The 14,648-nt window shown below is 56.4% G+C and carries 13 protein-coding genes; 9 read left to right on the top strand and 4 right to left on the bottom strand.

Annotated features, from left to right (window positions below; all coding sequences use genetic code 11):
• From QMG93_RS11195 to QMG93_RS11185, 3 genes are read left to right on the top strand one after another with little or no spacing between them, the layout of a single operon-like run.
• Positions 1-1,581, top strand: coding sequence for an ArnT family glycosyltransferase (locus QMG93_RS11195; protein WP_281936326.1), 1,581 nt, complete (start codon positions 1-3; stop codon positions 1,579-1,581).
• Positions 1,582-1,601: 20 nt separating this feature from the next.
• The gene (locus QMG93_RS11190; RefSeq protein WP_281936324.1) at positions 1,602-2,588 is read left to right on the top strand and encodes a glycosyltransferase family 2 protein; all 987 of its coding nucleotides are present in this window, start codon (positions 1,602-1,604) and stop codon (positions 2,586-2,588) included.
• Positions 2,585-2,974 carry a GtrA family protein gene (locus QMG93_RS11185; protein ID WP_054972777.1) on the top strand — a complete coding sequence of 130 codons (390 nt, stop codon included), beginning with the start codon at positions 2,585-2,587 and terminating at the stop codon, positions 2,972-2,974. The genes QMG93_RS11190 and QMG93_RS11185 overlap by 4 nt, the downstream gene beginning before the upstream one ends.
• A 64-nt stretch (positions 2,975-3,038) precedes the next feature.
• Here QMG93_RS11185 and QMG93_RS11180 read toward each other — a convergent pair whose 3' ends face one another.
• On the bottom strand, positions 3,039-4,217 hold the full coding sequence (locus tag QMG93_RS11180) for a metallophosphoesterase family protein (RefSeq protein WP_281936322.1): 1,179 nt from the start codon (positions 4,215-4,217) through the stop codon (positions 3,039-3,041).
• A 954-nt stretch (positions 4,218-5,171) separates the two neighbouring features.
• On the opposite strand from QMG93_RS11180, the gene ilvB reads away from it, so the two are divergent.
• From ilvB to QMG93_RS11160, 4 genes are all read left to right on the top strand, one after another.
• A complete protein-coding gene (gene ilvB, locus QMG93_RS11175; protein WP_281936320.1) occupies positions 5,172-6,914 on the top strand; it encodes a biosynthetic-type acetolactate synthase large subunit in 1,743 nt (580 codons plus the stop codon).
• The gene (gene ilvN, locus QMG93_RS11170) at positions 6,911-7,399 is read left to right on the top strand and encodes an acetolactate synthase small subunit (RefSeq protein WP_090675879.1); all 489 of its coding nucleotides are present in this window, start codon (positions 6,911-6,913) and stop codon (positions 7,397-7,399) included. Before ilvB ends, ilvN begins: the two co-directional genes overlap by 4 nt.
• Before the next feature lie 159 nt (positions 7,400-7,558).
• Positions 7,559-8,551, top strand: coding sequence for a ketol-acid reductoisomerase (gene ilvC / locus QMG93_RS11165; protein ID WP_063185729.1), 993 nt, complete (start codon positions 7,559-7,561; stop codon positions 8,549-8,551).
• 161 nt (positions 8,552-8,712) lie between these two features.
• On the top strand, positions 8,713-10,260 hold the full coding sequence (locus QMG93_RS11160; protein ID WP_281936314.1) for a 2-isopropylmalate synthase: 1,548 nt from the start codon (positions 8,713-8,715) through the stop codon (positions 10,258-10,260).
• Positions 10,261-10,339: 79 nt separating this feature from the next.
• On the opposite strand, the gene QMG93_RS11155 is transcribed toward QMG93_RS11160, so the two are convergent.
• Entirely contained in the window at positions 10,340-11,542 is a 1,203-nt protein-coding gene (locus QMG93_RS11155) for a PLP-dependent aminotransferase family protein (RefSeq protein WP_281936312.1), read from the bottom strand.
• A 190-nt stretch (positions 11,543-11,732) separates the two neighbouring features.
• On the opposite strand from QMG93_RS11155, the gene QMG93_RS11150 reads away from it, so the two are divergent.
• Positions 11,733-12,557 carry a helix-turn-helix domain-containing protein gene (locus QMG93_RS11150; RefSeq protein ID WP_281936311.1) on the top strand — a complete coding sequence of 275 codons (825 nt, stop codon included), beginning with the start codon at positions 11,733-11,735 and terminating at the stop codon, positions 12,555-12,557.
• 129 nt (positions 12,558-12,686) lie between these two features.
• Complete coding sequence (locus tag QMG93_RS11145) at positions 12,687-13,586, top strand: hypothetical protein (protein WP_281936310.1); 900 nt, start codon at positions 12,687-12,689, stop codon at positions 13,584-13,586.
• A 189-nt stretch (positions 13,587-13,775) separates the two neighbouring features.
• Here QMG93_RS11145 and QMG93_RS11140 read toward each other — a convergent pair whose 3' ends face one another.
• Both QMG93_RS11140 and QMG93_RS11135 read right to left on the bottom strand, forming a co-directional pair.
• Entirely contained in the window at positions 13,776-13,994 is a 219-nt protein-coding gene (locus QMG93_RS11140) for a helix-turn-helix domain-containing protein (protein ID WP_010499559.1), read from the bottom strand.
• A gap of 19 nt (positions 13,995-14,013) precedes the next feature.
• Positions 14,014-14,586, bottom strand: coding sequence for a DUF2975 domain-containing protein (locus QMG93_RS11135; RefSeq protein WP_281936309.1), 573 nt, complete (start codon positions 14,584-14,586; stop codon positions 14,014-14,016).
• Positions 14,587-14,648 lie beyond the last annotated feature (62 nt).

The raw sequence follows: 14,648 nt of genomic DNA, 5'->3' as shown, positions 1-14,648 counted from the left end.
ATGGAGGTCCGCTTGCCGAAAAGCGTCTATTGGGGCTTGTTTTTGTTCATTTTCTCGCTGGAATTCGCCGCAGGTTACTATGTGAGTCACGTCATCGGTTACGTGCATTCGGATGCGATGAGCCGGGTGGCTAACGCCTTCTATGTACTCTACAGCCGGGACCCGCACCTTGCCGCCATCGGCTTCGTGTGGAACCCGCTGCCCAGCCTCGTCGAGCTGCTGTTTCTGCTGCCGTATCATTGGCTGCCGGAGCTCGCTTCGTCGGCGCTGGCCGGCGTGCTCATGAGCAGCGTGTTCGCCGGGATGACGGCGGTGCTGCTGGCGCGGGCGGCGGTCGATTTCGGGCTGTCGCGCACGTTCGCCGTGCTGCTGAGCCTGAGCTTCAGCTGCAACCCGTTCATGTTCTTGTTCGGCGCGAACGGACTTAGTGATGCGCCGTTTATTTTTTTCATCATGTACGCGGTTGTCCATCTGACGCATTGGATTTACGGGCGGCGCGTCGGCAGCCTGATCAAAGTAAGCTTTGCGCTGGCGCTCGCTTTTTGGACCCGATACGAAGCGGTGCCCCTGGGAGCGGCGGTCGCTCTGGCCATCATCCTGATCGTTCTGCGGATACCGCCAACGGATCCCCGGATCGACCTGCCGAAGCGGCAGTACGGAATACTGCACAAGCTGTTCCATATCGAGGGGACGTGGTCGATGGTCATGGCGCCGGTCGTCTTTTCCGGGCTGCTGTGGCTTTGGTTCAACTACAGCATCATGGGAGACGCGCTTTATTTCCTGCGTTCCGAGTACTCGAACGTAGCTCAGGCGCAAGGGCTGGCGACCGAGCAGACCTTTGTGGACATGATGGGCAACCCGCTGCTCGGTCTGGTGTTTGTGGCCAAGAAAACGGCCTATTTCTCGCTTCCGCTGGCGGCCGTGGTGCTGCTGCGGCTTTGGAACCGGCGCTGGTTTCTGTGGGACATGCTGGTGCTGTTGATGCTGTTCGTCTCGATCGTTGCGCTGCAGTTCCTCATGCTCATGAAAGGAACGTCCTACGGCTGGTTCCGTTACTTCATGTACGTGTTTCCGATCACCGTGGCTTGGTTGCCGTACGAGCTCGCCCGGGTGAAACGGTCCTTCGTCAATTACGGGATCGTGCTGGCCGGGATGCTCGGAGCCTGTGTCGTGCTGGGATACGCATGGACGAATCCGCAGATCGCCCCGGACGAAAACAAGTTTTTGCATGCACAGCAGTATGCGGCTTCCCAGCAGGTGGAGAAGGAGATTGCCCATTATTTGGATACGGAGCTGAGCGGCTACAACATTTTGATGGATTCGTATTCCGCTTACTCGGTCATTCTGAACAGCAGGCATCCTGATCAATTTTTGATTACCAGCGATTTCGAATTTACTCCTTCGCTGAAAGATCCGGTCGGCCGGGGCGTCGATTTTATTCTTACGGCGAAGCCGGACAAGAGCTCGGCGCTTAGTGCCGAGGAGCGGACGTATAAAGATTTCTACGAGAAGGGCACGGAATGGACGGAGCTGTATAAGGAATTCGGGGACAAATGGAGATTGTACAAGGTCATTCGTTAGCAAGAGGGAGGCGGGGAAACGTGGAACGCGCGGAGCCCGAGATTACCGTCATTATACCGGTTTATAACGAGGAAATTCATATTTACCGCTCGCTGCAGCATATTGAAGAGGAACTGAAGCGGCTGACGGCCTCTTACGAGATTATCGTCATCGACGACGGTTCGCGGGACGGCACATGGGAACAGCTGATTTTGTCCGGGCAGCGTTCGCCCCGGCTTACCGCGCTGCGGCTGAGCCGCAATTTCGGCAAGGAGCTGGCGCTCTGCGCCGGGCTGGAGCATGCGTTGGGACGGGCGGTCATTATTATGGACTCCGACCTGCAGCACCCGCCGGCGCTGCTTCCGGAGATGATCCGGCTGTGGCGCGAGGAAGGCAAGGAGATCGTAGAATGCGTCAAGCAGGACCGGGGCAAGGAGTCGCTGGATAAAACGGTCGGCTCCGCGCTGTTCTACAGCATCCTCAACCGGCTGTCCGGCTTCGATCTGCGCGGCGCGTCGGATTTCAAGCTGCTGGACCGGAAGGTCGTGCAGGCATGGCGGGAAATGCCGGAGCGGAACACGTTTTTCCGGGGGATGACGGCATGGCTCGGCTTCAACCGGGCGCAGATTTCGTTCGAGGTGCCGGAGCGGGCGGACGGTCACAGCCAATGGAGCTTTCTCGGCCTCATGAAGCTGGCGGTGAATGCCGTGGTTGCATTTTCTTCCATTCCGCTGCGGTTTGTCAGCTTGTTCGGGATCGTATTCCTGCTCGGTGCCGCCGTGCTTGGGGTGCAGACGCTGTATCAAAAAATCGTCGGCAACGCGGTGACTGGCTTCACGACGGTCATCCTGCTGCTGCTCGTCATCGGCAGTGTCATTATGATTTCGCTCGGCATCATCGGCGAGTATATCGCCTCGATTTACAACGAGGTGAAGGGGAGGCCGCGATATTTGGTCAGCCAGCGCATCTTCAGCGAAGCGTCCGCCGCGGCCGGCGAGGAAAGCTGTCGGGTGGGCGAGGTATCATGACGCTGCGGCTGCTCTTTCGGTACGGCATCGTCGGACTACTCGGGACGGCGCTTCATTTTGCGGCGCTGTTCGTGCTCGTCGAAGCGGCGAAGCTGCATCCGGTGCCGGCTTCGGCGCTCGGGTTCGTGCTTGTGCTGCTGGTATCGTATGCGCTGAATCGGCGCTGGACGTTTCAGGCTTCCGCATCGGGCTGGAAGCCGCTTGCCAAATATACGGTCGTGTCCGTCGCGGGCCTGCTGCTCAATACCGGCCTCATGTATTTGGCCGTGGACCGGCTGCACTGGCACTATGCCGTCGGCCAATGTCTCGTTGTCGTTGCCGTGCCACTATCGAACTTTTTGTTTAATTATTACTGGACGTTTCGCGAAAAAAGGTCCGGTGAATAAGAAGCCGCCGAGCGGCTTGCTCTTATTCACCGGACCTTAAAAAATATAGCCTGCCGGCTGCCTCTTACTTTTTCTGAGCTGCCGGCACGGTGAACTGCGCTTCCGGAATCCACTGCTTCCGGTAAAAATCCCTGCCCTTGATCCGGACCCGGTCCGGATACACCTCGACGTACAGCCCTTCGCTCTCATCCTTGCCCTTCAGCTTTTCCGCGCCTTTGCCGTCGCTCGTCCACGTTTCGGACACCGAGGCGGTGTTGACCATCGTGAAGCCGTCCCGTACCAGCGTATCCGGCTGATTCAGCTCCCAGTGCGAATGGCTGCTGAAATAGATGACCTGCGGATACTGCGACAAAATCGCCTTCAGTTCCTCGTACTGAATGACGGCTCGGCTGTTCGTGCAGCAAAAATGCGTTCCCGATACCGTGGCAGGCAGCGGCTGGTGCAGGAAGACGAAGACCGGCTTGTTCGAGCCGGCGTCTTTTTTCAGCGTCTGCTTCAGCCATTCCAACTGCTCGGGCGACAAATAAGCGTCCTCCGCATAAGCTTGGTCGGATTGCCGGTACCGCTCCGAGCCAAGGAAGATAAAGTGGTAGCCCTTGATGGTTTTCTCATAGTAGACTTTGTTCTCTCCGGAGAACGCGAGAAACCGGGAAATCGACTCCTGCTCCGTTTCTCCGTTCGGGAAGCCGTCCGGGTTCCAACGGGTACGGCTGCTGTACCAGGCTTTGTAAAACTCGTGGTTGCCGATATTGTACAAGACGCTCTCCGGATGCGGCGCGTTTTGCATGAGCTCCTTTAGCTTGGCGTAGTCCTCGGGCATCCCTTCGGTTAAATCCCCGTTTATCACGAGCGTGTCGGCCGACGGATTAATTTCGTTCAGGTCGTTCAATACGCGAATCAGCTTCTCGTGAGACGCATCTTCCCATGATTGAACGTGGATATCGCTGATGACGGGAAAGGTCAGCACCGGATTTCCGTCGGTTTGGGGCTGAGCGCTCCCGGCGGCCCCGTCTTGCGGCGGCTTCGTTTGCGGAGCGGAGCCGGAGAGGGCTGTCGGCGGGGCCGGCGACACCGTTTCGCCGCCTAGCAGCGGGCCGGATGCGGTGGAAGCTTGGCTTATGGCTTGTCCCATGCTGGTTGCCATCAGTTCGGAACCCATGGCAAAAGGAGCGGCTGCAGCGGTTGCAAGGGCGCCGGAGATCAAGGTGATGGACAGGACGGCGGATTGCAGCAAGTCTCGCATGAAATCACTCCTTTTTCTTAGTTGCGCTTTTTTTGCCTTTTCGGTCTTTTATATACTTCGGCGTACGGCTCCCCCGTTTTGACCCATTACGGTAAACTTTTCTACATCATGGCTAGTATTGGCCCGAAGCCGCAAGATTGAAGACGAGTTCACTTTGGTAAAAGTTTCAGTGTATCCAATTTTCGGTCGGCCATCCTGCATTACTTGGTCGCGGGGCTCCTCTTTAACATAACCAAAGTTTGTTATTACTTCGTCAAGCCGGCAAGAATTGTTTGTGAAACCAATGAGAGGCATTCACAAAATCTTTATTTGATGCGACGGAAATCGGCAACTACGAGGAGGGAAAGCCTGCAAGCGGGCTTTTCGAAAGGGTCTCAGGTCCGGCTTCGTGTAAAGAAACCGCAAACGCCGTCTCCAACTTGGGCGGGAGGGCCCGGATCAAGGGTGCTTACGCGTCCGTTTTTTCGACTGGAATGATGCTTGACTAAAAAAACGATTCGGCATATAATACAAAAAAACACATCAGATATATCGGCTATGAAGAGGACGAAGTTATAAGGGCTCTTATGTTCAGAGAGCAGTGGAGATGCTGAAACCAATGCCGTAACCCCTTATGTACGAGCTCACCTCGGAGCTGTTTTCCTGAAAGCTTGTCGCATAGCATCAGGCTTTACCGCTTGAAAGCGACAATGTTACTAGGGAAAATCGGATTGGCACACGTTACTGTGCCGAAGGTAAGAGACGCGAATTCACGGGTCGTCATCGTGCTAGCCGATGAGGATTACTGCGGCGCGCATTACCTGCTAAGGTTATTTGCCGCGAGGCATCTAACAAATTCTGGGTGGTACCACGGAAGATTAACCCCTTTCGTCCCGTCAGACGCACAAGCTGCGTTTGGGGATGAGAGGGGTTTTTTAGTCGTTTGTCGGATTATCTGAGAGGAGGCCAATATTCATGATCGTCCAAACCACACAAAAGTCAAAGGAACAGCTTCGCGAAGAGCTGCTGAAGCCGGACGTCATTACCGGTTCGGAAATGCTGCTTCGCAGCCTGCTGCTGGAGGACGTGGATTGCGTCTTCGGTTATCCCGGCGGAGCGGTGTTATATATTTACGATGCCATGCACGGCAATCCGGATTTCAACCATTTGCTGACACGGCATGAGCAAGGCGCGATTCACGCGGCCGACGGGTACGCCCGTTCGACCGGCAAGGTAGGCGTCTGTATCGCCACCTCGGGTCCGGGGGCAACGAACCTCGTTACCGGGATTGCGACGGCTTACATGGATTCGGTGCCGCTCGTGGTCATCACGGGCAACGTTGCGACATCGGTCATCGGTACGGACGCGTTCCAAGAGGCGGACATTACCGGCATCACGATGCCGATTACGAAGCACAGCTACTTGGTGCGCGACGTGAAAGATTTGCCGCGCATTATCAAAGAAGCGTTCCACATCGCTTCGACCGGCCGCAGAGGCCCGGTACTGATCGATATTCCGAAGGACGTCTCGAACGATACGGCGCCGTTCTTCTATCCGGAGAAGGTGGACATCCGCGGCTACAATCCGACGGTGCAGCCGAACAAGCTCCAAGTCGACAAGATGCTGGAGGCGATCGCCGAGAGCGAGCGTCCGGTGATCATTGCAGGCGGCGGCGTTGTCTACGCGGATGCGGCAGAGCAGCTGCTTGAGTTCGTCAACAAAACGCAGATTCCGGTCGCCACGACACTGCTTGGCTTGGGCGGCTTCCCGAGCGCGCACGAGCTGTGGCTCGGCATGCCGGGGATGCACGGGACCTACACTGCCAACAACGCGCTGCAAAACTGCGATCTGCTGATCGGCATCGGCGCCCGGTTCGACGACCGCGTTACGATGAAGGTGGACGGCTTTGCGCCGAAGGCGAAAAAAATCGTCCACATCGACGTAGATCCGGCGGAAATCGGCAAAATCGTCGAAACGGCCATCCCGGTCGTCGGCGATGTGAAGGCCGCGCTGCAGCTTGCCAACCTGAAGGCGAAGCCGTCCCGATCCGAGAAATGGATCGAATGGGTGAAGGAGACGAAGCGGAATTTCCCGCTGCGTTACAAAGATTCCGATACGGAGCTGAAGCCGCAGTACGTTATCGAGATGATCCACGAGACGACCAAGGGCGAAGCGATTGTGACGACGGACGTCGGCCAGCATCAGATGTGGGCGGCGCAGTATTACAAATTCAATCATCCGCGTTCCTGGATCACCTCGGGCGGCCTCGGCACGATGGGCTTCGGATTCCCGTCGGCGATCGGCGCGCAGAAGGCGCACCCGGACCGGCTGGTCGTCTCGATCAACGGTGACGGCGGCATGCAGATGTGCTCCCAGGAGCTGGCGGTTTGCGCGATTCACCAAATTCCGGTCAAAATCGTCGTCATCAACAACCAGGTGCTCGGCATGGTGCGCCAGTGGCAGGAGATCATTTACGACAACCGGTACAGCCACATCGACCTGGCAGGCAGCCCGGATTTCGTGAAGCTGGCGGAAGCTTACGGCGTGAAGGGTCTTCGTGCAACGAACAAAGACGAAGCCCGCCGCGCTTGGCAGGAAGCGCTTGATACCCCGGGTCCTGTGCTCGTCGAATTCGTCGTCCGGAAGCACGAGAACGTGTTCCCGATGGTAACGCAGGGCTCGACGATAGACCAAATGTTAATGGGGGATTCGGAATGACACGCAAACACACCATATCCGTTCTAGTGAACAACCAGCCCGGTGTGCTGCAGCGCGTATCCGGCCTGTTCGGCCGCCGGGGCTTCAATATCGAGAGCATTACGGTGGGCGAGTCCGAGGAAAAAGGGCTCTCCCGCATGGTTATCGTCACGACGGGAGACGACAAGACGCTGGAGCAAATTTCCAAGCAGCTCTATAAGCTGATCGATGTGATCAAAGTCGTCGACCTGAGCGCTCATCCGATGGTGGCGCGCGAGCTGGCGCTGATCAAAGTAAACGCCGAACCAAGCATGCGGCCGGAAATTCTCGGCGTCGTCGAGACGTTCCGCGCGGCTATCGTCGATATCGGCCCGAGCTCGCTGATCGTGCAGGTGGTTGGGGATTCCGAGAAAATCGAAGCCATGACCGAGCTGCTTAAGCCTTACGGCATCAAGGAGCTGTCCCGTACCGGGGTAACGGCCATGATTCGCGGTATGAACAAATAATTCATTTTTCGCTTTGCCACTAATATCAAGACGATCCTGTGAGCGGGGGCTCATGCGGATGACAGGGCCAACCCGCCCGACTGTCCGAGCTTCCTGTCCCCCGTCGTCCGTTCGAGCACCCGTTCACAGGGTTTTAATTCAAAGGAGGAGCTATTATCCATGGCAGTTACGATGTACTATGAAAAAGACGCTGATTTGAACGTATTGAGAGGGAAAACGATCGCCATCATCGGCTACGGCAGCCAAGGCCACGCCCAAGCGCAAAACCTGCGCGACAGCGGCTTGAAAGTCATCATCGGACTTCGTCAAGGCCGTTCCTTCGAGCAAGCGAAAAACGACGGATTCGAAGTTTACTCCGTAGCGGAAGCGACTAAGCTTGCCGACGTCGTACAGCTTCTGATGCCTGACGAAACCCAAGCGAGCGTATACAAAAACGAAATCGAACCGAACCTGAAGCATGGCGCAGCTATCATGTTCTCCCACGGCTTCAACGTTCATTTCGGCCAAATTCAACCGTCCGCGGACAAAGACGTATTCCTCGTCGCTCCGAAATCGCCGGGCCACATGGTTCGCCGCGTGTATGTCGAAGGCTTCGGGGTTCCCGGCCTGATTGCGGTTGAGCAAGATGCAAGCGGTCAAGCGAAAGCTATCGGCTTGGCGTATGCCAAAGGGATCGGCTGCACCCGCGCGGGCGTTATCGAAACCTCGTTCCGCGAAGAAACCGAAACCGACCTGTTCGGCGAGCAAGCCGTTCTGTGCGGCGGCGCTTCCGCGCTTGTTAAAGCAGGCTTCGAAACGTTGGTGGAAGCAGGCTACGCGCCGGAAATGGCTTACTTCGAGTGCTTGCACGAGCTGAAGCTGATCGTTGACCTGATGTACGAAGGCGGTCTTGCGACGATGAGACATTCCATCTCCAACACAGCGGAGTATGGTGACTATGTCACAGGTCCTCGCATCATTACGGAAGAAACGAAGAAAGAAATGAAACGCGTCCTGTCCGACATCCAACAAGGCAAATTCGCCCGCGACTTCATTTTGGAGAACCAATCGGGCCGTGCGTTCCTGACAGCTACCCGCCGTCTGGAAGCCGAGCATCCGATCGAGCAAGTCGGTTCCCAACTGCGCGAATTGATGCACTGGATCAAGAAGTAATTCGGCAGACGATTTCAACCTATAACGGAGAAACGGCATAAGGTCGGCTTGAAGCGGCGCAGGGAAATGGACAACAAGAGATCCGATCCCTGTCCGTTTCAGGTCGCACCTTTTTCTGTTTTAAATGCAAGTCAATTCCAAAGGAGGCGCAGCCAAGACCCATGAGAAAAATTTATATTTTCGATACGACGCTTCGTGACGGCGAACAGTCGCCGGGTGTCAACCTGAACATGCAGGAAAAAGTTGAGATTGCGCTGCAGCTTGAGAAGCTCGGCGTCGACCGGATGGAAGCCGGCTTCCCGGCGGCCTCTCCCGGAGACTTGGCGGGCGTCAGCGCCGTAGCCCGTGCCGTGAAAAATGCCTCGGTTATCGCCCTGTCGCGTTCCCGCGAACAGGACATCGAGGCGGCCCGCGAAGCGCTGAAGGATGCGCAGGACCCGTGTCTGCATTTGTTCCTCGCTACCTCGCCGATTCACCGCCAGCACAAGCTGCGGATGGAAAAGCATCAAGTGCTCGAAACGGCAGAAGCGGCGATCCGTTACGCGAAGAAATATTTCAGCAAAATCGAATTTTCGCCGGAAGATGCCGGCCGCACCGAGCTCGATTTTCTGTGCGAAGTGACGGAGATGGCGATCCGAGCCGGGGCAACGGTTGTGAATATCCCGGATACGGTCGGCTACATGACGCCTTATGAATACGGAAACATTTTCAAGACGTTGAAAGAGAACGTGCCGGGCATCGAGAAAATTCAGCTCAGCGCGCACTGTCACGACGACTTGGGCATGGCGACGGCGAATGCGCTGGCGGCGATTCTGAACGGAGCGGATCAGATCGAAGGGACGATCAACGGCATCGGCGAACGCGCGGGCAATACGTCGATCGAGGAAGTGGCGATGGCGCTTGAGACGCGTCAGGAGTTTTTCCAAGCGAAGACGACGCTCACGCTGTCCGAGATTGCCCGTACGAGCCGCTTGGTCAGCAAGCTGACCGGTATGGTCGTGCCGGGCAATAAGGCGATTGTCGGCGCCAATGCGTTTGCACACGAATCCGGTATCCATCAGGACGGCATGTTGAAGGAAAAGACGACGTACGAGATTATGTCGCCTGAGACGATCGGGCTCAAGGAGAGCAAGCTGGTGCTCGGCAAGCATTCCGGACGCCATGCGTTCCGCGAGAAGCTCGTTGACCTCGGCTACAACCTCGACGACGAGCATGTGAATGCTGCGTTCGCCAAGTTCAAAGACTTGGCTGACAAGAAGAAGAACGTCACGGACGAAGACATCGTCGCGCTGCTCGAAGAGAAGCTGATCGAGACGCCCGAGGTGTTCTCGCTGGAGACGATTCAAGTCTCGTACGGCAATCAATCGACTCCGACGGCAACCGTGCGGATCAAGCTGCTCGATGGCGGCTACCTGGAAGAAGCGGCCGTCGGCAACGGCTCCGTCGATGCGATCTACAAAGCGATCGACAAGGCGACCAAGGAAGAAGTCGAGCTCGACGACTATTCGATCCAATCGGTTACGCACGGTAAGGATGCGCTTGGCGAAGTGCACGTGGTGCTGAAGCAGGGCGATTACGCCGTGCTCGGCCGCGGCGTTAGCACGGACATCCTCGAAGCGAGCGCCCGCGCGTACGTGGACGCGATCAATCGCTTGATCGAGAAACGCAAAAGCCCGGCTCGCAGCCGCGATAATGTGACGTTGATATAACGAAATAGGCGATAGCCCCCCGGAATACCGGGGAAGGCTATCGCCTATATTTATTTAATAGTATTTACCCTTCGTTCGCTCAACGCGCCGTAGTCTGCTGCATGCGCTGCAGAGCACGGTCCAACCGGTCGAATGCACGGACCATGTCCTCGGTGTCCGTATGGGTGAAGTTCAGCCGCATCGTGTTCGTCTGCGGCTCGTTCGCGAAGAAGCTGATGCCCGGGACGAAAGCAACGCCTTCTTCGACAGCCAGCTTAAGCAGTTCCTGCGTGTTGATATGCTCCGGCATTTCCACCCAGACGAACATGCCGCCTTTCGGCTCGATCCACTGCACGCCGTCCCAGTTTTTCGCTTTCATCAGGTCGATCATCTGCCGCATCCGCGTCTCGTAAGCTGTTCGGATCTGATCGATATGGCCGTACAGATCGAAATGCTCGAACAACTGATGCAGCGCCTGCTGGTCCATCGTGCTGGAGTGCAAATCGGCCGCTTGCTTGGCGCGGGTCATGTGACGGATCACCTGCTCGTCGCCGACGACCCAGCCCGTGCGCAGTGCCGGAGCAACGATTTTCGAGAACGTGCTGGTGTAGACAACCGTGCCTACGCTGGCTTCCTGCTCCAACGAAAAAATCGACGGCATCGGCTCACCGCCGCCGAAGCGCAGCTCGCCGTACGGGTCGTCTTCCAAAATCAGCACATCGTTACTTTTACACAAGTTCAGCGTGCTTTGGCGTCGCTCCAAGCTCCACGATTTCCCCGTCGGGTTGGAGAAGGTCGGGATGACGTAAACGAGCTTCGGATGGTGCTGCTTGATTTTACGCTCCAGATCTTCGGGAATCATGCCGTCCGCGTCGCAGTCGACGGAGATGAGTTTCGCCTGGCGGGATTGGAACACTTGAATGGCGGCAAGGTAAGTCGGACGCTCGACGAGAATGACGTCGCCCGGGTCGATATAGACGCGGGTGAGCAGGTCGATCGCTTGCTGTGACCCCGTCGTCAGCAGCATGTTGTCGACACCGGCGAGGATGCCTTTGCGTTCCAGATGCTTCGAGATGTTTTCGCGCAGCGGCGTGTAGCCCTCGGTTAAGCCGTACTGCAGTACGCCCTTGCCCTGCTTGAACACGCGATCGAACGCTTCGTTGACCGCTTCTACCGGAAAAAACTGTTCGTTCGGCAAGCCGCCGGCGAGCGAAATGATCGAACGGCCCTGGGTCAATTTCAGGATCTCGCGCACGGCCGACGATTCGAAAGCTTTGGTTGTATCGGAAAAACGGTATTTCATCGGTTCAGGCTCCTTTAGCGAAAAGAAGTGAATGTTGCTTCAAGTGATAAATTTAATTGTAAACCTATCCGGGGGAGATGACAACTGCCGCCAAAAGCCGACAGCGGCCGTTCGCATGCTGCCAAGGCGTCCAAAGGATCGGTGTGGTAGACTATTCGTATCAGCACGAAGATGGAAGGAGCCGGACGATGTGGAATCTTACCTGATGTTCGAACCGACGCAGGGGGCGCGAACCCCGGATCATTACGCGGAACACAAGCCATGCTCCGCGCTTAAGGCGTATGTATCGTGCTATTGGAGCTCCTGGACGGCTGGAGCGGGAATGCGAAACGAACCTGCGGTCACCGTCGTTCCGGACGGCTGTACGGATTTGATTTTTGAATGGGAAGCCGCGGGCGGGGGAGACGTTTCTATCCGTTATTGCGGGGCGTTCGAGCTTCCCTTCAGCCCGGGGCCGAAGCGCGAAGGCGCATCGGAAACGTTTGCGGTGCGGTTTTTTCCGGGGGGAGCGTATCCTTTTATAGGAGTGCCGCTCGGCGAGTTTAAAAATGCGCTGTTTCGGGGCACGGACGTATGGGGAAAAGCGGTCGCGGAGCTCGGGGAGAAGCTGAGGCTTGCCGTAGGGTCGGCGGAACGGATCGTCTGTGTCGAAACGGCGCTGCTCCGCCTGCTGGCGGCTGCGGATAGCGGCAGGGCCGAAGCGCCGCCAGCGCTGCATGAAGCGATGGTGCGTATTTTTGCGGCCAGGGGGGCGGTCAACGTCCAGCAGTTGGCCCGGTCGGGGAATGTTAGCGCAAGGCAACTGCAGCGGCTGTTCGACGGCCGGATCGGGCTGGGGCCGAAAACATTTTGCGGCATTGTCCGGTTTCAAAATATACTTCGCGATGCGGAAAGGAATCCCAGGCTTTCTTGGCAGGAAATTGCCGGGGCTTACGGATACTGCGATCAAGCCCATTTTATTCGCGACTTCAAGCGCTTTTACGGCGAGCTTCCTTCCTCGTTGATGATGTCCTAGCAGGTAGTCCGGCCGCCATGTACGTAGCGGATCGTTCACATCCACTAATGTCCGATTTGTTCAATACATGCTGCTTAACGCCGGTTACACTGGTATACGGAAATCGAACATCAAGGAGGCGTGTGAGCGATGGAATTCAATAGAGCCGCTGCAGCGGCGGAAGAACGGGCCAAGCACTACCTGCAAACGAAAGCGCGACCGCTGGAAAAGGCGATGTATTGGTATGAGTTCGAGGGGGGACGCGCGGAGGGCGTAGTCAGGGCGCTAGAGCCTTACCAGAACGAAGACGGCGGCTTCGGGCATGGACTGGAGCCGGATATTCGCTGCGAGGCGTCCTCGGCAATCGCCACGACCGTAGCGCTGCAAACGCTGTCCCTTCTTCCCCGGGAGGCTGGCAGGGAGATGACCGGAAAAGCGCTGCGTTACTTCGCGGAAACGTACGACCCTGCGATTTCGGGCTGGGACAAGGTGCCGCCGGAGGTCGAGCAGTCCCCTCGGGCCCCGTGGTGGGATTACAGCAAGGCGAATCCGTACTGGGGCAATCCGAGCGCGGAAATCGCGGGCTACTTTATTCAGTTCCGGGAATTAGCGGAGGCGGAAGGCTGGGCGGACAAGCTGACAGAGCTTGCCGTCGGTAAGCTGTGTTCGGAATCGTCGCTGGACGAATTCCATGAGCTGTTGTGTTACCTGCGCTTGTCCGAGCGGCTTACCGGCGAGCAGCGGGCGCGGATCGCGGACCGGCTCGATACGATGATCGGCCGTTGTGTCACGGTCGATCCGGCACAGTGGAGCGGGTACGGGCTGCAGCCGGTGCAAGTGGCGACAACGCGGCAGTCTCCATACTACGAGCGGTACAAGGATATCATACCGGCCAATCTGGAGTTCATCGTCCGGGGGCAGACGGAGGAGGGGGCCTGGGAGCCGGCGTGGGCTTGGGGGCAGTACGAGGACGTTTGGCCGCTAGCGAAAGAAGCGTGGAAGAGTGTGCTGACGCTGGGCAATTTGCGGCTGCTGCGGGATTTGCGATAGAGTGGGGGGGGCGATGGTCGGAAGCAACGCAGCCACCACTCACCTCTCCGGGCGCGCGCGTTGCGATTGCGGTGCCGCACGGCGGGTGGCGGACCCCATGGTTGCAGTCTATGGAACGAATCATGGCGTAGCAGTTTATTATTCAAACAAAAGGAACCCCGCATAAGGGTTCCTTTTGTTCTATTAGCGCTAGTCTTGATTTTCGTTCTCGTCGATATATTCCATTAAATCGCCGGGCTGGCAGTTTAAAGCTTTGCACAACGCATCCAGTGTCGTAAAGCGAATGGCTTTTCCGTTTTCGTTTTTTAAGATCGACAAATTGGCCGGCGTGATGCCGACCAGTTCGGAGAGCCGGTTTAACGACATTTTACGCTCCGCCATCACGACATCCAGTTTGATTCTTATCATTTTATCGCCTACTTCGCAGTTAAATTGTTTTGCTATTTTCCTCCACTGCATGTACCGCTATTTTTAAAGCCCAAGAGATCAACAGGAGCACGATCCCGCCGGTTATCGTATCGACATAGGACAGGTTGGAAAGCGAAATTTGCGCATTGGAAACCGTTAAGGCCGCAAGCGCCTTCGATAACAGAAGGCCGTCGGTATACGTAAAGGCCGACCCCGCAACGATGATCGTCAGCCCTAATTTGAAAACAATCGACACGTTCTCATACGAAAAAAGACTGTCTTCATATATATTGTTCAGGAGCTTGCGCATAAACCATAAGAATAAGAGCATGAACAAGAGCATGCACGTCGTGGAAATGAACGATAGTTGAACAAAGGACGGATCGGTATAAAGCTCCGGCTGCTGATAAAAGTTGAGATCAATATAACTAAATAAAGGCTGGAAGTCTCCGAAGGACCGGGCGAGTTCGCTATCCGGGCTCCACAGACGTAAGGAATGTTCCCCTAACGCAAATATCCCCATCAATACAACAAAGTAAAAACAAATGAGACACAGGATTGCGCCTATTTTAAAGACGATTTTTGATTTCATGAAGGATAACTCCTTTATAGCAGAAAATATAGTAACGAATCGGGCAAAAGGCCGCTTCCGTT

It is taken from the genome of Paenibacillus tyrphae, from assembly GCF_027925525.1.
GTDB lineage: Bacteria > Bacillota > Bacilli > Paenibacillales > NBRC-103111 > Paenibacillus_G > Paenibacillus_G tyrfis_B.
This window is presented reverse-complemented; position numbering and strand designations above follow the sequence as displayed.